The organism is Nocardia mexicana NBRC 108244, from assembly GCF_001613165.1.
Classification (GTDB): domain Bacteria; phylum Actinomycetota; class Actinomycetes; order Mycobacteriales; family Mycobacteriaceae; genus Nocardia; species Nocardia mexicana.
In genome coordinates this window covers 43430-64329 of the sequence record NZ_BDBV01000024.1, presented here as the reverse complement: position 1 = coordinate 64329, position 20900 = coordinate 43430, and the positions used below count along the sequence as shown (strand labels likewise).

The window sequence follows — 20900 nt, the reverse complement described above, 5'->3', positions numbered from 1 at the left end:
CGCTCGCCGTCCTCCCGAACCACCGAGTGGGCCGCGGTGTCGCCCAGGCGCTCGATCGAGTTTCCTGCCCCGCACGATCACTGATCGAGCAACCAATCGTTGGGAGCGAAGAGCTCGAAATGCACACGCCCGTCGGCGATCCCGGCCGCGCGCAGTTGTGCCCGTACCGACTGGAGGAAACCGGTGCCGCCGCACAGGTAGAAATCCGCGTCCGGGGGCAGGTCGAGTCGAGAGATGCCCAGCGTGCCCGGATGTGCCGACGGCGATGGTTGCTCGTACCACACCTCCATCTCGGCGTGCGGCAGCTGTTCGACCAGCCCCTGCTGCACCTGGCGCAGTGGATGGGTGTGTTCGGAGCGGTCGGCGTGCAGCACCAGCACCCGGCGGCGCGACGAGTGGGAGGCGAGATGGTCGAGAATCCCGATCATGGGCGTCACTCCGATTCCCGCCGAGATCAGCACCAGGGGCGTGGTGGTCGCGGTGTCGATGGTGAGATCCCCGAACGGGATCGTGACCTGCAGTCGGTCTCCGGCCCGGATGTTCTCGTGCAGCCAGGTCGAGACCTCGCCGTCGGGATGCGCGCCGTCGCCGCGCACGCGCCGCACGGCGAAGGCCAGTCGTCCGTCGCCCGGCTCGTTGATCAGGCTGTACTGGCGCAGCTGCCGAGCACCATCGGGCAGTGTTGCGCCGACCGAAATGTACTGGCCGGGAACGAATTCCGGAAGCGGCCGGGTCGGGTCGGCCGACTCGATCACGAAACCGACGACACCGGAGGAATCCTCGATGCGTTCGACCACCGTCGTCTCGCGGAACACGTCTCCCGGTTCGACACCGGCCTCCGCGTACAACTCGCGTTCCAGGGCGATGAGCGCGTCCGCCATCAGCCAGTAGACGCGATCCCACGCCGCAGCGACCTCGCCGGTCACCACGCCCGCGCCGAGCACCTCCACGATCGCCGCGAACAGGTGCTCGTGCACGATCGGGTATTCCTCGGCGACCACGCCGAGCGAGGCGTGCTTGTGACCGATCCGCGAGAGCAGTTCCCGCGGATGCGGCAGGTCCGGATCCACCAGATGCGTGGCAAAAGTGGCGATCGACGCGGCGAGTGCCCGCTGCTGCGCGCCCTGCGCCTGGTTGCCGCGATTGAACCGATCGCGGAGCAGTTCCGGGTGCGCGGCGAACATTCTCCGATAGAACGCCGTGGTGATCTCATCGATTCGTGCCGCGATCACAGGCAACGTGTCGCGGACCACCGCCGCATGGTGTGGTTCCAATTCCCCGGCATTCTCCGGAGCCGTTGTCGACGCGATCGTCATGGTGATCTCCTCACGCACTGAAATTCCGGCTGACCGCCGCACAAGATCACGTTAACTATTCCGTTGTCCCCGTGGCACATTCGAAGCGCGTGTGCTCAATCACGCTGTCTCCGTGAGCAATATCTGCGAGCAGAACCGATTCCCGGCAACGACGCCTACCTGGAGTTTCGTTTTCGGATTCCGGTCGAGAAATTCTCCGCCAGGGCCGAAAGTCCTTTTTATCGGCGACCCATGGCGCGGCCGGGAATTCGCCTGCGACGCGTCCTCGCGGTGCGAAATTCAGGGGCGCCCATGGGGCCATTCACCGGGTCGCGACGGCGCCCCGGGCATGTGCGATGGCATCCGGGGTGTGCTCGAAGATGTGGGCCGTTCCGCCGGCGGGTAGCGCGCCGATGGCGGCGAGACGGCGGTAGTGGTCGGCCCGCAGCCCCGAGACCAGCACCGTGATGTGCCGATGCTCGAGCTTGCCGATCGCGTCCTTTAGCACCAGCGCGCCGGTGGTGTCGAGGGCGGTGACGTGCGACATGCGCAGGATCACTACGTGCACATCCGATATCTCCGCCAGCTCCAGCAGGAACCGGTGGGCGGCGGCGAAGAACAGCGGGCCGTCGAGGCGATAGGCCACGATGTGGTCGTGCAGCAGGTCACGCTCCTCGCCCACGTGGTCGATGTCGTCGACCGGGGGTTCGAGCGGAATCCGGTGCAGCCGGGCCTCTTTCGCGACCTGCCGCAGTGCCAGCACGATCGCGGTCCCGACGCCGACCGCGACCGCGGTGACGAGATCCAGGGCGACGGTCACGGCGAACGTGGCGGCCATGATGGCGGCGTCCCCCTTGGACGCGCGGGCGATCGCGGCCAGCGAGGCGGTCTCGACCATCCGCACCGTGGTCGCCAGCAGCACCCCGGCCAGAGCCGCGAGGGGGATATCGGCGACCAACGGCGCGGCGAGGTAGATGATCGCCGCCAGCACCGCCGCGTGGACGAGCGCGGAGAGCCGGGTCCGGGCGCCGGAACGGACATTGACCGCGGTGCGGGCGATAGCACCGGTGGCGGGCACACCGCCGAACAGCGGTGCCGCGATATTGGCGAGGCCCTGCCCGAACAGTTCGCGGTCGGGATCGTGGCGCGTGCCCACGGCCATGGAATCGGCCGCCGTCGCCGACAGCAGCGACTCCAGCGCGGCCAACGCGGCGACCGCCAGCGCGGGGACGATCAGTGCACCGAGTTCGCCGAAGTGGACGAATCCCAGTGTGGGGGCCCGCAGTCCGGACGGAATCTGCCCGATCGGTGTCAGCCCGAGATCGAACAGCTGCGCGACCACCGTCGCCCCGGCCACGGCCAGTAGCGCGAACGGCAGCTTCGGCAGGTACCGGCTGCCGATCAGGACCACCGCGGCAACCACCAGCGCGGTCGCCAGGGTGACATGGTGCGGGTGCACGGCGTACTTCCGCACAGCATCGAAGGCCGACTGCCACACCTTCGCTCCCTCCGCGGACCCGATCCCGAGGGCAGCCGGAAACTGCTGCAGCGCAATGACAACCGCGATTCCGGCGGTGAATCCCTCGATCACCGGGGCGGGCATGTAGCGCACGGCCCGGCCGACCCCCGCGACCGCGAGCGCCACCAGCACGAGACCCGCCATCAACCCCACGGCCAGCACCCCGCTCCCACCGTGCTGGTGGAAGATCGGTACCAGCACCACCGTCATCGCACCGGTCGGCCCCGACACCTGGAACCGCGATCCGCCGAACACCGCGGCGACCGCGCCCGCGACGACCGCGGTCGCCAGCCCGGCCGCGGCACCGAGGCCGGAGCTGATGCCGAACCCCAGCGCCAGCGGTAGGGCCACCAGCGCGACGATCACCCCCGACACCAGATCCGCGCCGGGGGCGCGGACCGCGGCTTTCCACTCCGACCAGCGCGGCAGCAGGCCCGCCCCACTCATCCGCCCAGTGCCACCAGAACCCGCGCTCACCGCGCTTCGGCCAGCCGGGTCTTCAGCCCCGCGAGTTGCGCACGCAACTCATCCGGGAGCCGGTCGCCGCCGATGGTGGCGTACCACTCGTCGATCGAGACGGTTTCGGCAACCCATTCGTCGGTATCGACGATGAGGGCCTGCTCTGCGAGCGTCCGGTCTGCCTCGTCGAGGCCGGACAGGTCCAGGGCGTCGATGGTGGGCACGTAGCCGATCGGGGTTCGGACGGCGTCGGCGGTACCGTCGAGGCGGTCCAGGGCCCACTGCAGCACCCGCACGTTGTCGCCGAATCCGGGCCACAGGAACTTCCGGTCGGCGCCACGGCGGAACCAGTTGACCTGGAAGATCTTCGGCAACCGCGCACCGTCGCGATCGGCCATCGACAGCCAGTGCGCGAAGTAGTCGCCGACGTGATAGCCGAGGAACGGCAGCATCGCCATCGGGTCGCGCCGCACCACACCGACCTGTCCGGCCGCGGCCGCGGTGGTCTCCGACGACAGCACCGATGCGGCGAATACGCCGTGCGCCCAGTCGAACGACTCCGCGATGAGGGGAACGGTGGTGGCGCGGCGGCCGCCGAAGAAGATCGCCGAGATCGGCACCCCGGTCGGGTCGTCCCACTCCGGCGCCACCGACGGACACTGAGCGATCGGCGTGCAGTACCGTGAATTCGGATGCGCGGCAGGTGTTTCCGATTCCGGTGTCCATGCCGCACCGCGCCAGTCGACCAGGTGCGCGGGCGGGATGTCGGTCATGCCCTCCCACCACACATCACCGCTGTCGGTACGGGCGGTATTGGTGAAGATCGAATTGCCGCGCGCGATGGTCGCCATCGCGTTCGGATTCGTCGTCATCCCGGTCCCCGGTGCGACGCCGAAGAATCCGGCCTCCGGGTTCACCGCGTACAGCCGGCCGTCGGCGCCGAACCGCAGCCACGCGATATCGTCGCCGATGGTCTCCGCCGACCATCCCGGCAGCGCGGGCTCGAGCATGGCCAGGTTGGTCTTGCCGCACGAAGACGGGAACGCCGCCGCCACATAGTGGGTTCTCCCTTGCGGGGAGGTCAGTTTCAGGATCAGCATGTGCTCGGCCAGCCAGCCCTCGTCGCGGCCCAGCACCGACGCGATCCGTAGCGCGAAGCACTTCTTGCCCAGCAGCGCGTTCCCGCCGTACCCGGAGCCGTAGCTCCAGATCTCGCGGCGCTCCGGGAAATGCGAGATGTACTTGGCGTGGTCGCACGGCCACGCGACATCCCGCTCTCCCTCGCTCAGCGGTGCGCCGACCGAGTGCAGGCACTTCACGAACTCCGCCGCTCCGGTGAGCTTCTCCCACACTGCCGTGCCCGAGCGGGTCATGATCTGCATCGACACCGCGACATACTCCGAATCTGTCACCTGCACGCCGAACTTCGGGTCTTCCGCATCGAGGGGACCCATGCAGAACGCGATCACGTACATCGTCCGTCCGGACATCGCGCCGCGGTAGTGCTCGGTCATCAGCGTCCGCATGTCCACCGGATCCACCCAGTTGTTCGTCGGCCCCGCGTCCGCCGGGTTCTCCGAGCAGATGTAGGTGCGGTCCTCGACTCGCGCCACGTCGTCCGGGTCGGAGACGCACCAGAACGAATTCGGCTTCGCGTCGAGCGGCACGAAGGTGCCCTTCTCGACCAGCAGCCCGGTCAGCCGATCCCACTCGTCGCGAGAGCCGTCGCAGAACACGACCCGATCGGGTGCGGCGAGCTCCATGACCTCGGAAACCCAGGTCAGGATGCCCTCGTGGTCGGTCGGCGCCTGCACGGTCACGGAGGTGTCGGGATGAACGGTCACAGCCAGTCTCCTTCATGAAACTACAAGGTATCTAGTTTAGAAAATATGCAATCAGCAACGACGCGCACCCCCGCCCGATCAGGCGGCGATCGTCAGGCGGTCTCCCCGAGCGCTTCGACCTGACCGGCGACGACCCCGGTCAGAAGGGCTCGCGCGGCCGCGAGCAGCTCCGCGACCTGCGGCGAGGTCAGCGAATACGTCACCGACAACCCCTCCCGCCGTGCCGCCACCAACCCGGCGCGACGCAGAATCGACAGCTGCTGCGAGAGATTCGCCGGCTCCACACCGACCTCGGGCAGCATCTCGGAGACCGCATGCTCGCGCTCGCTGAGCAGCTCCAGCACACGGATACGCACGGGGTGACCGAGCGTCTTGAACAGGTCGGCCTTCATCTGATAGAGCGGCCGCTGCAATCCAGGCATGCCCGAACCTCCCTTCCGCTCGTGGCGGGTATCGGCGCGGATGGCCGGCCAGCTGTTTGCGGAGTTTAGCAAACAGCTCAGCTCCCGCTCCGGCCGCCCCCGTGAATCCACAGCCGGGCCGGTAGTCGGCGCGGCGACGCGGCACAGCGGCGACGCCGAGACGGTTGACGGCCAAAGCCACAGCCGTACAGGGACTTCCACGTCTCGGAGACCGGCGGCAGCGGCCCGGACCCGTTCCGGAAGGTCGAATCCCAAAGTTTCCTGCGCTAAGGACCTTCGGCCCTTCAACCGGGCCGGGCCGTCGCGCAAATGTGGTCCGTGCCGAAGGTCCGGACCGAGAAAGGGGCATCCCATTGACGCGTGACCTGACCCAGCGAGAAATCCTCGTCGAACTCGAACCGACCGCCGAGACCGCCCTCGACCGGCATCTGTCCATGGTCAAGGAGTGGCATCCGCACGACTACGTGCCTTGGGACGAGGGTCGCAATTTCGCCGCGCTCGGCGGAAACGACTGGGAGCCCGAACAATCCACGCTCAGCGAGGTCGCCAAGGCCGCGCTGGTGACGAATCTGCTCACCGAGGACAACCTGCCCTCGTATCATCGCGAGATCGCCGAGAACTTCTCCCAGGACGGCGCCTGGGGCACCTGGGTCGGCCGCTGGACCGCCGAGGAGAACCGCCACAGCGTCGTCCTCCGCGACTATCTGGTCGTCACCCGGGGCGTGGATCCGGTCGCTCTCGAGGACGCCCGGATGATCCACATGACCCACGGCTTCACTCCGCCGACCAGCCGGCTCCCCGACGGTGAGGCGGGGTTCCTGTATTCGGTGGCATACGTGAGCTTCCAGGAACTCGCCACCCGCGTCAGCCACCGCAATACCGCGAAGGTCTGCGGCGATCCGATCGCCGACCGCATGCTGCAGCGCGTCGCCCTCGACGAGAACCTGCACATGATCTTCTACCGCACCCTGTGCGGCGCCGCCCTGGACCTGGTTCCCGACCAGGCGATCACGGCCATCGACACCATCGTGGAGAACTTCCGCATGCCCGGCGCGGGCATGCCCAACTTCCGGCGCAACGGCGTGCTCATGGCCAAACACGGCGTCTACGACCTGCGCCAGCATCTGGAGGAGGTGCTGCAGCCGGTGATCCGGCAATGGGACCTCTTCGGCCGCAACGATTTCGGCCCACGCGGCGAGCAGGCACGAGAGCGCCTCGCCGCCTACCTGGACAACCTGGAGAAGGTTCAGGTCCCGCGCTTCGAGGAACAGCGCGACCGCGCGCTGGCCCGCGAAGCCGCCCGCCGCTGAGCCTCGTCGATCTACGCCGAGGAGGCATCGAGTGGCGGGGATGGCCGAAGTCCCCGCGCCTGCGGCACCAGCATCACCGGGACCGCGGCCTCGGCCACGGTTTTCCGGACCGTCCGCGCGCGGCCGGACTCCAGGTTCTGCGACCAGCCGAGGATGATCATGTCGGCATGTTCGGCCGCCACGTCCACCACGTTCTCGCCGGGCTGCCCCGTCCGCAGCGTCAGTGCCGGGGCCGGGCCGGGAAAGTGGGGCGTGCAGTAGCGGGCGAGGAACTCGTGCTCCCACGCCTCGCGGGCGTGGGCCGCCTGGTCCCAGTACCCGGGAACGGTCCCGGCGTCGAACACGTGCAGCACGATGATCTCGGCGCCGACGGCCCGGAACAGCCGCACGGACTCGGCCACCGCGTGCGCCGATTCGTCGGTACCGTCCAGCGGCACCAGCACGCGCTTGATCGCACGGCCCGGGCATACGCGTTCGGACACCAGCACGACCGGTTTGCCCGAGCGGCGCACGATGTCCCAGCCGGAGCCGTCGACGGCGATGACGCCCAGCGCGACGTCCGGCGCGGACAGCGCGCGCAGGTATTCGTCGTCGGAGGCGTCGCCGGGCTCGGTCCGCACGGCGGCCCCGGCGATATCGGTCAGCGCCCGCGCCACCTCGAGCGCGCGCTCCGACGGGCGGACCGCAATGGTCGTCATCCGCTCCCCTTTTCCCGTGCGGGCCACCACATTTCACCGGAGACCCGCACGGGGATCCGGGCTCCGACCGCCGCCGCTATGGGACCATCGGTGCGAAGCATCAGGCCATCGGCGCTGATGTCGAGGCATATCCGCCGCCCCAGGCAGCGGAACCTGATGCCGAAACGCCGCCACCGCTCGGGCAGCACCGGGCGGATCGACAGCACTCCCCCGCTCACCCGGACCCCGGCGAACCCCGCGAGCAGCGCCTGCCAGACGCCGCCGAGGGTGGCCATGTGCAGCCCGGCGGCGGTGGTGGCCGTGCGGTCGTCCAGATCCAGCCGGAGTGCGGGACGCAGCATTTCGAGGGCGTCGTCGGCCCGACCGGCGCGCGCCAGCAGGGCCGCCATGATCGCCGGCGACAGCGAGGACCCGTGCGTGGTGCGCGGTCCGTAGAATTCCAGATTCGGTACCAGCGAGCCGGGAGCCACCTCCGCGGGCACGAGATGGTGCAGCATCAGCACGTCCGGCTGTTTGATCAGCTGGGAACCGGTGACGCGCGCCTGGCCGAGCAGCACGTCCGCGGCGACCGGGCGGCCCGCGACCGCCGCGGCGGTCAGCGGCTCCAGGTCGAAATACCCGGTGAACTGCTCGTAGCGGCCGTCGGAGTGCAGTTGATCCACGATCCCCTCCGCCAGTTCGGTCCACTGCTCGAACTCCGCCGCATCCCAGGGGCTTCCGGGTGCCAGCCGGGCGGCGCGGCGCAGATTCCAGCGCGCCATCACGTTGGTGTAGGCATTGTCGTCGACGCACTCGTGATACTCGTCCGGGCCGATCACGCCGTCGATGTGCACGCGGCCGTCGCCATCCGTCCGCGCCCGCGATGCCCAGTACCGAGCCGTCTCCGTCAGCAGTTCCCGAATCGGAGTCGTACCGGTCCACTCCGCGTAATGATTTGCCGCCCAAGCGATATCGGCAGTGATGTGTTCCTCTTCGGCGCCGGTCCGGATCGGCACCGGAACCCCGCCGAGGAATCCGCGGCGCGGGGTCACATCGGTGCCGTCGGCCGCCGACTCCCAGGGGAAGCGGGCGCCCCGCCGACCGTCCGACCGGGCCCGCTTCCGGGCCGCGTCCAGACGGTTCACACGGTAGGCGACCATCGCGGCCGCGGCGTCCGGGTCGATACTCACCAGTGCGGGCAGAACGAAGACGTCGGAGTCCCAGAAGACATGTCCGCGGTAACCGGGGCCGGAGATCCCGCGGGCGCCCACCGCCGACTCCCCGTGGACGCTGCCTGTGTTGCACCACAGTTGAAACAGCGCGAAACGCACGGCGAGTTCGGTTTCCGGGTCATCGGGCAGCTCGATGCCCACGTCCTGCCAGCGCCGCGCCCAGGTCTCGCGATGGGCGGCGAGCAGCCCGTCGACCCCCGCCTGCCAGGCGTGCCGGAGGCCGTGCAGAACGCGACCGCTACCGGTCCGATCCGGGGTGTCCGCGCCACAGGCCACGATCCGGTCCAGCCGGGCATCCGTGACCCGCTGGGCGGCGGCCGCGACCAGCGCCCCGGTCTCGGATTCGATTCGCAGACAGCTTGTTTCATCGTCCGATCCGTGCGGAAGCACGTCCGCGCTCCGGACGCCGGGCTCCGGGGCCGGTGCACGCAGAGGCGGCCCCGGGCGTAGCTGGGCTGCGTCCGTGTCCACTCGCATGGCGAACACCCCGGGTTTGTCGGCGCAGGCGAATCGGAGACTGCGAAAGGTGCCACCGGCCGCTTCCTCGCGGTGTAGCACTCCCTCGCGGAGATCGAGGCGCAGTTCGGCGACGGCCGGTGGCGGATCCAGCTCCACGGGTGTCCACGCCGGACCCTCCAGCAGATGCTGCTCCGCACCGGCACCGGTGTACACCCCGGCCGCGAAGATGCCCTGGGCGCCGGATTCCTCCGGGACACCCCGGGTCGCGAATCCGCCGGAGCCGACGGCGAACACCGACGCGTCGGCGACCGGGTGGCGGCCCGCGCCTTCCCGAATCGTCCAGCGTGGATCGCCGCGCACGCCGTCCGCGAGGGATTCGCCCCGTTGAGCCCGGAGGGTTACATGCGCATCGGCATCGGCGGCAGGATTCCGCACATCTGCAGGCACATCATCATCCTGTGCATCATCTGCATCGGATCGGAGTGCATCATCGTTCATCTCCTCGGTTCTCGATTCCCTCGGGCAGCCTTACGTCGCGCCTGGGCGCCGCACTCACGCGGCCCGCTTGCCGCGGGCATACAGTGGTCGAATTCGCCCGCGCCACAGGCGCGGTATCGCCAACCCCGCGACGGTCGCGGCCAGCGGTAGAGCGACATCAACCCAGGGATCGCGGATCGGCCGATATACCGCGCCGCCGTCCCGGATCTCGATGAATCCGACCGGCCGCACGTCGACCCCGCCGCCACCGCCGCCGCCCGCGCCGCCCTTCCCGTCGGCCGAGTCGCGCCCGGCGCCACCGCCGAATCCGAACCCGGCGCGTGCCACGGGCACGACGGTCACACCGCCGACGGTTATCGGGTCACCGAAAACCTTCGTCACCGAAGCCGTTCCACCGAGACGTGCCGCCAGCCGCTCCAACAGCGTGGCCGCGGCCTCGGCCGCACCCGCGGGCACAGCTACGTCGCCGGCGGCGGAAATATCCGTAGTCGTCATGTACACATCCCACCTCGGTCGAGTACTACCGCGGCGCGGAATACGCACGGCGGCTGAAGAACTCCGACGTCTCCCCGCGCGATACCGCGGGCGAACCGGCGTCGGCATCCGTCACCTTCGAGCCTCCTCGGCTCGGACCTGCGACGGCCAGGGCCCAAAGTCGACTCGCCCGGGGGCATTGCGCCTCGAGTGGCACGCGGGCAGCGCAATGACCTTCGGGCCCGCAACCGGGGAACTTCGCCTCCGGGGACGAATCACACACCCTGCCAGACTGGGTAAGCCGGGGACAGCGGACGTCCCGGAGCAGAGAGCGCGGAGGTGACGATCATCGTGCGAACTCACCTGGGCGCCAAGAATTCCGGCACTGTGCGGTACTTCCGTCCGTCGCGGTACGGGTGGCTGGCGCTCGGCGGCGGCGTCGTGACCGGAGCTGCCGTCTGGGTGACCCGGACCGGCGTTCTCGATGACGCCGATCGACGTTTCTTCCACTGGATCAATTCCGCCCCGGACGCACTGTATCGACCGCTGTGGGCAGCGCAGCTGATCGGCGTGCTCGGCGCGCCGCTGGTGGTCGCGGTCGGCGCGGCGAGTGTGGGCCGCCACCGACTGGCGGCGGTGATGCTGCTGCTCCCTCCGGTGAAACTCCTGGTGGAGTACGACATCCTCAAAGAACTGGTGTGGCATCCCCGTCCGGGCGCCGCGATACCCGGGGCGGTTCTCCGCGATGTTCCGCTGGCGGGCCCGGCATTCCCGTCCGGGCACGCGATCATCCTCTTCGGGATGGCGACCCTGCTGCACCCGTATCTCGGGAACCGTTGGCGCAGAGTCGTTTTCGGCACTGCCACGGCCGCCGTGCTGGTGCGGGTCTACCTCGGCGCGCACACCCCGCTCGATGTACTCGGCGGAGCCGCCGCCGGTATCACCGTGGGATCCGTCCTGAATCTCGTTGTCGGCGTGCCCGATACGGGAACCGAAGCGGAATCGCCCATCGGTCATCCGGAGACGAGGCGAAAGACTCTGCCCGCCGGCCGGGTCCGGTGGCATCGTGCCGATGGATCGAGAAAGGGCCCGGCATGACGACCGAAACGACGACCAAGCCACCGGCGCAGACGGCCGCCGCGGCCGCAACTCGGCCGCGACGACCGGTCGAACGGCACCTCGGCGACGCGATTCGGGTGCTGCTCGGCACCACCGCCGTCGCGATTTCCGCGATCGTCGCGCATTACACCCGGCTGCCGCGGCTCGAAGCCGACCTGTTCCACCTCATCAACGACCTGCCGACGTGGGTGGAACCGGCGCTGTGGCCGATCATGCAGCTGGGCACCATCGGCGCGGTCGGGGTGGCGGCGCTGGCGGCACTCGTTTTCCGGCGGTTCGGTCTCGCCCGAGACGTCGCCGTCGCCGGGACGCTGGCCTACCTGCTGGCGTTGGTGGTGAAAGACGTTGTCGGGCGGGCGCGCCCGGACGTGCTGCTCCCCGATCTGGTGTTGCGCAGCGAGCAGGGCGGGCTGGGATTCGTGTCGGGCCATGCGGCGGTGGCGGCGGCGCTGGCCGCCGCGGCCGGTCCGTGGCTACCGCGGCCGTGGCGGCGCACCGTGTGGGCCGCGGCCGCGATCGTCGGTCTCGCACGCGTGTTCATGGGCGCGCACCTCGTACTGGACGTTTTCGGCGGCGCCGCCCTCGGCTGGACCGTCGCCGCGGCGCTGCACCTGTTGTGGGGTGCACCGGTGCACCGCGCCGAGGCACCCGACCTGTGGCGAGCACTCGCCGTGGTCGGTTTCCGGCCCGCCGGTGTCGTCCCCGTGCAGGAGGACGCCCGCGGCTCCCGCCCCTTCATCGTGACCACCGAGGCGGGACCCGATCTGTTCGTGAAGATCATCGGCTACCACGAACGCAACGCCGACCTGCTGTTCAAGATGTTCCGGCACGCGGTGTTCCGCGAGGTCGAGGACGAATCCCCGTTCGCCACACCGAAACAGCAAGCCGAGCACGAGGCGTTCGTCGCTCTCTTGGCGCGCCGGGCCGGTGTGCGCACCCCGGAGATCGTCGGCGTCGGCGTCACCGACCGAGGCGATGCCTGGTTCGCCGAAGCCTGTGTATCCGCACAGAATCTCGCGCGCACGACCGAGGCGATATCCGACGACACACTGTGCGACGTCTGGGGCCAGCTCGCCCTGCTGCGCGATGCCCGCATCGCGCACCGCGACCTGCGCCTGGCCAACGTCCTCGTCGACGCGGACGGACACGCCTGGATAGTCGACTTCGGCTTCGGCGAATCCAGCGCCACCCGGCACCGCCTCGACGCCGATGTGGCCGAACTGCTGGTCTCCATGAGCCTCGCCGTCGGCACGCGACGTGCCGTCGCCACCGCACTGCGGGTACTCGGCCGCGACGCCCTCCTCGGCGCCGCGCCGCAGCTGCAGCCCCTCGCGCTCGCGGCCGCCACCCGCAGCGCCGCCCGCAGACAGCACGGGCTGCTCGGCGAACTGCGCACCGTGCTCGCCGACGCGACGGGCGCCGAACTCCCGCCGCCGGAGGTGATGGTCCGGGTGCGGTGGCAGACCCTCGGCTGGATAGCCGCCACCCTGTTCGCCACCTACATCCTGCTCCCCCAGATCGACCAGCTCGGCGCCACCGTCACCGTGCTCGATGACGCCCAATGGGCCTGGCTCGCAGGCACGTTCGTCATGGCGGTCGCCACCTACCTCACCGCCGCGCTCGCCCTGATGGGCGCCTCCCCGCGCCCACTCGCCTTCGGCCGCACCGTCAACGTGCAGCTGGCGTCCTCGTTCGCCAACCGGCTCGCCCCCTTCGGCATCGGCTCCACCGCCGTCAACGAGCGGTACCTGGAGCGGTCCGGGCTGTCGCGCACGACCGCCGTCGCCGCCATCGCGCTCATCGTCAGCTCCGGATTCATTCTCCATTTCGTCGAATTGATCGGCGCCGGACTGTGGCTCGGCCAGACCCGGTTGCTGCTCACCTCGGCGCTGCCCAGCGGCTGGGGGCTGTTGATCGGGTTCGTCGCCGTCATGACGGTTCTCGGCGCGGCCGTCTGGATGTTGTTCAAGCGGCCGGACTGGCTCAAACAGCTGCGCGGCACGGCCCGCTCGATCGCGGCCATCACCCGCTCGCCACGGCAGGCCGCCCTGCTGTTCGGCGGACAGCTCGGCACCAACCTCTGCTACGTTGCGGCTCTGGGCTTTTCGGTACACGCCTTCGGTGGATCACCGGCGCCCGCACTGCTGGCCGCGGTCTACCTCGGCGGCGCGGCACTCGGCGCCGCCAGTCCCACCCCGGCCGGTCTCGGCGTCGTCGAGGCATCCCTCGTCGCCGGTCTCACCGTCGGCGGAGTCCCCGGCCCCTCGGCCATCGCCGGTGTCCTCGCCTACCGCCTCGCGACGTTCTGGCTCCCCGCCGCCGTCGGCTTCTTCTCGTTCAGATACCTGCAGCGCCACCGGATTCTGTGACAGCGGGAGCATAGTCCTCAGTGCCGCAGGGACATCGGTCCATTCATCGGCTGCCGTCGACCCTGTCGACGGAGTACATTACCGAGCACGCTGGCAGTCACCGTGAGTCACTACCCGGTCGAGACCGTCGAACAGCTCACTGCGGCTGCGCAATTGGTCGTGGTCGGCCACGACGGCACCGAGCACCCGACCACCGGGCTCAGCGACCTCGGACACGAGCTGCTGTTCCACTCGTCCTGTCCGGTACCGGTGCTGCCCGAAGTCGTGGGATCACGGCTGTGGTGCGGCGCGGGCAGTCGGGCTCGGGTGCACGATCCGGTCCAGGCGCACGGCGGCGAAGCCGAGCAGCGACAGGACGATCACGATGAGCAGGTCCGCGAATCCGACGGCCTCGGTACCGAGTAGCTGTTGCAGCGGCGGCAGGTACAGCGCCGCCAGTTGCAGGGCGAAGGCGACGCCGACCGCGACGATCAGCATCGGGTTGTCCCGCGATCGCAGGCGAGTGCGGGAACCCAGTGCGACACCGAGTTGTGTTGCGCCCAAGGCGAAGAAGGCCATGCTCTGCCAGGGACGGTCGGTGTGGTGCGCCCACACGGCGACCCCGAGCGTGACCGCTGTCAACACTATCGCGATGCGCGGAACCCGTTGCCACAGTCCGGCCCCCAGGATGCTCTGTGCCGGTGGCCGCGGTGCTCGCCGCATCGACTCGGGTTCGGCGGGCTCGCCGCCGAGCGCGACGCCGGGAACGCCGTGGGTGAGCAGGTTGATCCAGAGTATCTGCGCCGGCAGCAGCGGCAGCGCCAACCCGAGGAACGGTCCCAGCAACATGACCGCGATCTCGGCGGCACCGCCCGACAACCCATAGACCAGGAACCGGCGAATGTTCGAGTAGACGCGACGCCCCTCTTCCACCGCGGCGACGACGGTGTCCAGATTGTCGTCCGCCAGTACGAGACCGGCCGCCTGGCGGGCGACTTCGGTGCCGCGCCGCCCCATGGCCACCCCGATGTCGGCGCGGCGCAGCGCCGGTCCGTCGTTGACTCCGTCCCCCGTCATCGCGACGATCTGGCCGTCGGCGTGCAGCGCCTCGATGATCTCGAGCTTCTGCGCCGGGGTGGCACGGGCGAACACCGCCGCGGTGGCGAATTGCCCGTCCGCCGTTCCGCGGCAGTCGATCACAGGATCGCCGGGTTCGATGATGCCCAGGTCGGTCGCGATCGCGCGAGCGGTGCCCGGGTGGTCACCGGTGATGAGGACCGGACGGATTCCCGCGCGCCGGCACGCGGCGACGGTATCCGCGGCCGCGGCGCGCGGCGGGTCGAGGATCGCGATCAGGCCCAGCAGCCGCAGATCGTGCTCGGGATCGTCGCCGGGCGCCGATCCGGTCACCCGGTCGGCCGACGCGACTGCCAGCACCCGGAAACCGTTGTGCGCGAACCTGTCGGCGCGTTCCGCCGCCTGCCGCAGGAGGCCCGGATCATCGCTAAGGACAGCAGGATTCAGCACAACTTCCGGGGCGCCCTTGCAGATCACCCGGTGGCCGCCGCCGGGCAACCGGTGCATCGTGGTCATGCGTTTGCGGTCGCTGTCGAACGGGCGCTCGCCGATGCGGGGCAGACGGGCGTGCAGCTCCTCGCGATCGACCCCGACTTTGGCGGCGGCGGAGAGCAACGCGGCTTCGGTGGGGTCGCCGAGCGCCGCCCAGCTGTCCTCGTCGGCGACGGGGGACGACACATGCGCGTCGTTGCACAATGCGGCAGCCGACAGCAGCTCGGTCACCGCGGGCAGGGCCGCGGGCCCCGACCCGTTCACCCGGACCTCACCGCCGGGCCCGTAGCCGGAGCCGGTGACGACGGCTTCGCCTGCGGGAGTCCAGATTTCGCGGACCACCATGCGCCCCTCGGTGAGCGTGCCGGTCTTGTCCGTGGCCAGCACAGTCACCGAGCCGAGCGCCTCCACCGCCGGAAGTTCCCGGATCAGGGCGTGCCGCTCGGCCATTCGCCGCGCGCCCAGGGCCAGGCCCAGCGTCACCACGGCGGGCAGTGACTCCGGCACCGCCGCCACCGCCAGGCTGATCGCGGTCACCACCATCAGTTCGACCGGCTCGCCGCGAACCAGGCCCAGTGCCAGGACGACCGCGCACAACGCCACCGTGACTCCGGCCAGCAGTCTGCCGACGTCCGACAATCGGCGTTGCAGCGGTGTCCGCGCGGCGTGGCGATCCAGCAGCTGCGCGATGCGTCCCGTGGCGCTCGCCGCGCCGGTGGCGGTCACCACCGCGCGGCCACGGCCCCGCACCACGACGGTGCCCGCCGACAGCGCGCGGTCGTCGGTCAGCGACTTGTCCACGGGCACGGACTCACCCGTCAACGCCGACTCGTCCACCGTCAGTGCCGCCGCCTCGCGGAGGGTCGCGTCGGCCGCGACGATATCGCCCTCGGCGACCACGAGCAGATCACCGACCACCACACCGGCGGCGGGCACCTCCCGCTGCGTTCCGGCCCGGATCACCCGCGCGGTCGGGGCGGTCAATCGGGACAGGGCCGATATCGCGCGCTCGGCCCGCAGCTCCTGCCCGACTCCCACGGCGGTGTTCACCGTGACGACCAGCAGGATCACGGTCATGTCGGTCCAGTCGGCGGTGGCCATGGTGAGCGCCGCAGCCACCAGCAGCACCACGATCAAAGGATCGCGCAGTTGCGCCACCACGCGCCGCCACAGGCGCACGGGCCGCCGTTGCGGGAGGACGTTCGCGCCGTCACGTGCCAGGCGCAAGGCCACGTCCTCGTCCGACAGCCCGGTGAATCCGGTTGGCGCGGTTCGACTCCCGGATGTCATCAGCCACCCGCGATATCGGTCATGGTGCCCTCCCTCGTTCCCGACGTCACCCTCCGAGGCTCCCGCGCCCGGCGCCCCGCGCACAGAGACCGAAGTCGTTCCGCGGCCGGGCCCTGCGGCCCCGGATCCGGCATCGGACTGTGGCCGATCGACCCTGTCGGCGCGGCATGTTCGAGCCCATGCTGGAAATCGCAATGGACGGTTGTCGAAGACCGTCGCCGACGATTGGGGAAGAACATGGACTGGCCTACCGCAGCGGTGCTCATCGCACTGCTCATCACGTTCATGGTGATCGTGGCCACCTACATCGGGTCCCGCAGCAGTAAATGACGACCGCGCGACCGAGACGGCCCACAAGCCGTCTCGGTCGCCGTGAAATTCCTTGCCCTACTGGATGATTACTCGGCCCTACTGGATGATTACTCGTTGCCCGAGGCGTCCTTCGCGGACTCCCGCACGATGGGCATTCCACCGACTGGACCAGGGCCGCGCTGGTGGAACCGAGCAGCATTCCGCGAATCCGCCTGCTCTCCTCCCCGGGCCGATTGATCAGTGGTCCTGTCCTATCGGGCGGTCCATCTGCCGCCATTCCCGCTCCCAGCCCGCCTCGTGGCGGCGCCTCAGCAGCCATGTGGTCGACCAGAGCAGCGAGCCGGTGACGGCCCAGACCTCGATCAGGATGACCAGGCCCAGGCCGATTCCACGCCATGCCGCTGCCCGCGCGGGCAGCGGCGGCGTAGTCGAACTCCCGTCCGGCCCGAGCCACACCGCCATCTCGTCGCCGGGCGCTGCGGTGGCGGAGACCTCGACGGTCGCGGTGCCGTCCGCACCCTCCCGATTCCACTGCACGGTGGCCTCGTGACGGTCGCTGTACACCCCGTCGACGGTCGATGTCGTGATGCGCTCCGGATCGCTCGTAATCGTCCCTGTCACTTCGACTTTCGCCGCGTTCTCGGTCCGGATCTCCTCCTGGGCGGCGGTGTAGCGCGCCGTGCCCGCCGCCCCGCACAACGGGACGGCGGCCAGCACCACCACGATCGCCAGGATCCGGATCAGGCCATGCAGCCGATCCGTCGGGCGCATCAACCGGCTGCCGCTCCACGGCTGGGCTCGCCAGGCCCGCAGCAGGTGCCCGCCGGTGTCGTGATCGGGATGCGCGTTCGACATCACCGGCCCCCGTTCAGGAATCCCCGGCGACGGCCAGGGCTTGACCGGCGGTGGCGCCGCCGTCGCAGACGAACTCCGACCCGGTGGAGAAGGTCGCCTCGGTGACGACGAACCGCACCATCGCCGCCACCTCTTCCGGCTCTCCGAACCGCGCCAAAGGCTGTGCGGCGGCGACGGATTCGTCCATGGCGGCGGTCATCGGGGTGTGGATGGGGCCCGGATGCACCGAGCACACCCGCACATTCGCCGGGCCGAACTCGATCGCGGCGGCCTTCGTGAGACCCCGCAGCCCCCACTTGCTCGCCACATACGCGCCGATCCCGGAGTAGCCCATCAACCCCGCGGCGGAGGAAACGTTGACGATCACCCCGTCTCCGGCCGCGCGCAGCCGCGGCCCGGCCGTATGCATGCCCAGCCAGGCACCGTACAGGTTCACATCCAGCACGTGCCGGAACATCGCCGGCGTCTCGGATTCCACGCCGCCGAAGTCCAGGATGCCCGCGTTGTTGACCAGCACCGCCATCGGCCCGAAGACCGCTTCGGCATCGGAAACGACCGCACGCCAGGACTTTTCGTCGGTGACGTCCAGCCTGCGGAATATCACGTTCGAGCCCAGCGACTCGGCCAGCCGAGTGCCCTCGTGCTCGAGCAGGTCCGCGATCACCACACCGAACTGCTCCTTCGCGAGTTCGGCCGCCACCGCTGCCCCGATCCCGCGGGCGCCACCGGTGACTATCGCACTTCTACCACTGAATTCGCTCACGACCGCGACCTCCTCCGGCTGTTGATCCGTGTCGCATTCAGCATCGCGCCCCGTACGTCGTGCCAAGACGGCCGAAGGTCATCAGCCGACAGGCCGTCGGACAGCGATCGACTCAGGACCCGGAGCGCGTACCCGGCGCCACTCCCTGGTACCCACGGGCAGGGCCCGGCAGCCGTAACCGTTTGAGCGTCAACGCGTTCACCGCGACGATGATGCTGGAGCCCGACATCGACATCGCGGCGATCTCCGGGCGCAGGGTGAGACCGAAGGCGGGTTCGAACACACCGGCGGCGATCGGCAGGGCGAGGGCGTTGTAGCCGACCGCCCAGGCCAGGTTCTGGTGCATCTTGCGCAGGGTCCCGCGCCCGATCCGCAGCGCGGTCGGCACATCGAGCGGATCCGAGCGCATCAGCACCAGATCCGCCGTCTCGATCGCCACATCGGTCCCGGCGCCGATCGCGATGCCCAGATCGGCCTGCGCGAGCGCCGGGGCATCGTTGACGCCGTCGCCGACCATGGCGACCTTCATTCCGCCGGACTGCAGTTCGGCGATCCTGGCGGCCTTGTCGCCCGGCAGAACCTCGGCGATGACGGCGTCGATACCCAGTGCCCGGGCGATACGGTCGGCGGTGGCCTGGTTATCGCCGGTCAGCATGACCACCTCGACGCCGAGATCGTGCAACTCGGCGACGGCGGCCGCGGAGGTCTCGCGGGGCGAGTCGGCGACGCCGATCACCGCGGACGCCTTCCCGTCGACCGCGACCAGCACCGCCGTCCGGCCACCGCCGGCGATCCGTTCACGTACCGTGGCCAATTCGCCGAGGTCGATGTCCTCGCGGTCGAGCAGACGCCGGTTGCCGACCACCACCCGGTGACCGTCCACCACACCGACCGCGCCGTGTCCCGGAATATTCTCGAACCGCTCGGCGCGAACCTGCGCCGCCTCGTGCGCGGCGGCGTAGCGGACGATCGCCCGGGCGAGCGGATGCTCGGATTCCGACTCCACCGCGGCCAGCATCGACAACAGCTCACCGTTCGCGATACGGCCCTCGGTGGCGACCTCGGTGACCTCCGGCTCCCCCTTGGTCAGGGTGCCGGTCTTGTCCATCACCACCACCTGCACCCGCGCCGAGGTTTCCAGCGCCACCGCGTTCTTGAACAGCACACCGCGTTTCGCGCCCAGCCCCGTGCCGACCATGATCGCCGTCGGGGTCGCCAAACCCAGGGCGTCGGGGCAGGTGATGACGACGACCGTGATCGCGAACAACATCGCCTTAGCGAATGTCGCCCCGGCCGACAGCCACACCAGCAGTGTCGCGCCGCCGCCGAGGAGCGCCACCAGTACCAGCCAGAACGCGGCCCGGTCGGCCAGCCGCTGCCCCGGCGCCTTCGAATTCTGTGCCTGCTGAACGAGATTCACGATCTGCGCCAGCGCAGTATCCGACCCTACCTTCGTGGCCCGCACCCGCAGGGTGCCGTTGGTGTTCATGGTCGCGCCGATCACCTCGGAGCCGGGCTCCTTGTGCACCGGCAGGCTCTCGCCGGTGACCGTCGACTCGTCGACCTCGCTGTCACCCTCGGTGACCACCCCGTCGACGGCGATCTTCGCACCCGGCCGCACCAGCACCGTGTCGCCGACCAGCACCCCGGCCGTCGGGATCTCGACCTCCGTACCGCCCCGCACGACAACCGCTTTCGGCGGTGCCAGATCCAGCAGGGTGCGAACGGCCTCGTTGGCACCGCCGCGGGCGCGCATCTCGAACCAGTGCCCGAGCAGCACGAATGTCGCCAGCATGGTGGACGCCTCGTAGAACACCTCGCCGCCACCCGACAGCGTGATCGCCAGCGAGTACAGCCATCCCGCGCCGATCCCGACCGCGACGAGGACCATCATGTCCAGCGTCCGTGCCCGCAGCGCGCGCACCGCGCCGGTGAAGAAGATCGTCGCCGAATAGCAGATCACCGGCAGGCTCAGGATCAGCGCCCAGAGGTCCTGGCGCAGACCGAACGGCGTCGGCGCGTGCAGCCCGAACATGTCGGCGGCCATCGGCGACCACAACATGACCAGCAGCGAGAACAGCAGCGACACCGCGAAGCGGTTGCGCATATCGGCCGCCATCTCCGCCGTCGACATCCCGGTATGTCCCGTGTCCGCACGGTCCTGCCCGGTCGGCGCGCGGCCGGGCTCGGCCATGGGGTCGCACAGGTGGGCGGGCACCGACTGCCCCGCGCAGTGGAAGCCGCAGTCGCGCACCCAATCTCGCAATTCGGCCACGGACGTCAGGGTCGGGTCGAACACCACGGTCGCGGTCTGCGCGACCGGATTCGCCTCCACCGACACCACACCCGGCCGCCGGCCGAGCACCGCGGAGACGACATTCTGCTGACTGGCCCATCGCGGTCCACTGACGTCCAGCACAGCCGCGCTGCGCCCGGGTTCACAGGCCATCGCACC

General features: G+C 69.7%; 14 protein-coding genes. 3 read left to right on the top strand and 11 right to left on the bottom strand.

What is annotated here, in order from left to right; all coding sequences use genetic code 11:
- Positions 1-77: 77 nt before the first annotated feature.
- The 4 genes from NM1_RS10140 to NM1_RS10125 form a co-directional block, all read right to left on the bottom strand.
- Positions 78-1316 carry a globin domain-containing protein gene (locus tag NM1_RS10140; RefSeq protein ID WP_068017473.1) on the bottom strand — a complete coding sequence of 413 codons (1239 nt, stop codon included), beginning with the start codon at positions 1314-1316 and terminating at the stop codon, positions 78-80.
- Between the two features lie 301 nt (positions 1317-1617).
- On the bottom strand, positions 1618-3261 hold the full coding sequence (locus tag NM1_RS10135; RefSeq protein ID WP_084519343.1) for a SulP family inorganic anion transporter: 1644 nt from the start codon (positions 3259-3261) through the stop codon (positions 1618-1620).
- Between the two features lie 26 nt (positions 3262-3287).
- Entirely contained in the window at positions 3288-5117 is a 1830-nt protein-coding gene (locus NM1_RS10130) for a phosphoenolpyruvate carboxykinase (GTP) (RefSeq protein ID WP_068017173.1), read from the bottom strand.
- 92 nt (positions 5118-5209) lie between these two features.
- Entirely contained in the window at positions 5210-5539 is a 330-nt protein-coding gene (locus tag NM1_RS10125; protein WP_068017170.1) for an ArsR/SmtB family transcription factor, read from the bottom strand.
- Between the two features lie 353 nt (positions 5540-5892).
- Between NM1_RS10125 and NM1_RS10120 the strand changes: the two genes are divergently transcribed.
- The gene (locus tag NM1_RS10120; RefSeq protein ID WP_068017167.1) at positions 5893-6849 is read left to right on the top strand and encodes an acyl-ACP desaturase; all 957 of its coding nucleotides are present in this window, start codon (positions 5893-5895) and stop codon (positions 6847-6849) included.
- 11 nt (positions 6850-6860) lie between these two features.
- Here the strand turns inward: NM1_RS10120 and NM1_RS10115 are convergent, their stop codons facing one another.
- From NM1_RS10115 to NM1_RS10105, 3 genes are all read right to left on the bottom strand, one after another.
- Positions 6861-7547, bottom strand: coding sequence for a universal stress protein (locus tag NM1_RS10115; RefSeq protein WP_147288791.1), 687 nt, complete (start codon positions 7545-7547; stop codon positions 6861-6863).
- Entirely contained in the window at positions 7544-9664 is a 2121-nt protein-coding gene (locus NM1_RS10110) for a glycosyl hydrolase family 65 domain-containing protein (protein ID WP_169814229.1), read from the bottom strand. Before NM1_RS10110 ends, NM1_RS10115 begins: the two co-directional genes overlap by 4 nt.
- Before the next feature lie 105 nt (positions 9665-9769).
- On the bottom strand, positions 9770-10210 hold the full coding sequence (locus tag NM1_RS10105) for a spore germination protein GerW family protein (RefSeq protein WP_068017470.1): 441 nt from the start codon (positions 10208-10210) through the stop codon (positions 9770-9772).
- Between the two features lie 318 nt (positions 10211-10528).
- On the opposite strand from NM1_RS10105, the gene NM1_RS10100 reads away from it, so the two are divergent.
- Both NM1_RS10100 and NM1_RS10095 read left to right on the top strand, forming a co-directional pair.
- Positions 10529-11287, top strand: a complete 759-nt coding sequence (locus NM1_RS10100) for a phosphatase PAP2 family protein (RefSeq protein WP_068017158.1) — start codon at positions 10529-10531, stop codon at positions 11285-11287.
- The gene (locus NM1_RS10095; RefSeq protein ID WP_068017155.1) at positions 11284-13677 is read left to right on the top strand and encodes a lysylphosphatidylglycerol synthase domain-containing protein; all 2394 of its coding nucleotides are present in this window, start codon (positions 11284-11286) and stop codon (positions 13675-13677) included. The genes NM1_RS10100 and NM1_RS10095 overlap by 4 nt, the downstream gene beginning before the upstream one ends.
- A gap of 270 nt (positions 13678-13947) precedes the next feature.
- On the opposite strand, the gene NM1_RS10090 is transcribed toward NM1_RS10095, so the two are convergent.
- From NM1_RS10090 to NM1_RS10075, 4 genes are all read right to left on the bottom strand, one after another.
- Complete coding sequence (locus tag NM1_RS10090) at positions 13948-16515, bottom strand: cation-translocating P-type ATPase (RefSeq protein ID WP_068017152.1); 2568 nt, start codon at positions 16513-16515, stop codon at positions 13948-13950.
- Between the two features lie 549 nt (positions 16516-17064).
- Positions 17065-17682: an Rv1733c family protein gene (locus NM1_RS10085; protein ID WP_068017150.1), complete on the bottom strand. Its 618-nt coding sequence runs from the start codon at positions 17680-17682 to the stop codon at positions 17065-17067.
- A gap of 13 nt (positions 17683-17695) precedes the next feature.
- Complete coding sequence (locus tag NM1_RS10080) at positions 17696-18445, bottom strand: SDR family NAD(P)-dependent oxidoreductase (protein ID WP_068017147.1); 750 nt, start codon at positions 18443-18445, stop codon at positions 17696-17698.
- Between the two features lie 112 nt (positions 18446-18557).
- A complete protein-coding gene (locus NM1_RS10075) occupies positions 18558-20894 on the bottom strand; it encodes a heavy metal translocating P-type ATPase (protein ID WP_068017143.1) in 2337 nt (778 codons plus the stop codon).
- Between the last annotated feature and the right edge of the window lie 6 nt (positions 20895-20900).

Coding starts and splice junctions, on each gene's coding strand:
- NM1_RS10090 (WP_068017152.1), bottom strand. CDS start 16,515: ATGACATCCGGGAGTCGAACCGCGCCAACCGGATTCACCGGGCTGTCG.
- NM1_RS10075 (WP_068017143.1), bottom strand. CDS start 20,894: ATGGCCTGTGAACCCGGGCGCAGCGCGGCTGTGCTGGACGTCAGTGGA.
- NM1_RS10115 (WP_147288791.1), bottom strand. CDS start 7,547: ATGACGACCATTGCGGTCCGCCCGTCGGAGCGCGCGCTCGAGGTGGCG.
- NM1_RS10135 (WP_084519343.1), bottom strand. CDS start 3,261: ATGAGTGGGGCGGGCCTGCTGCCGCGCTGGTCGGAGTGGAAAGCCGCG.
- NM1_RS10085 (WP_068017150.1), bottom strand. CDS start 17,682: ATGTCGAACGCGCATCCCGATCACGACACCGGCGGGCACCTGCTGCGG.
- NM1_RS10140 (WP_068017473.1), bottom strand. CDS start 1,316: ATGACGATCGCGTCGACAACGGCTCCGGAGAATGCCGGGGAATTGGAA.
- NM1_RS10105 (WP_068017470.1), bottom strand. CDS start 10,210: ATGACGACTACGGATATTTCCGCCGCCGGCGACGTAGCTGTGCCCGCG.
- NM1_RS10125 (WP_068017170.1), bottom strand. CDS start 5,539: ATGCCTGGATTGCAGCGGCCGCTCTATCAGATGAAGGCCGACCTGTTC.
- NM1_RS10095 (WP_068017155.1), top strand. CDS start 11,284: ATGACGACCGAAACGACGACCAAGCCACCGGCGCAGACGGCCGCCGCG.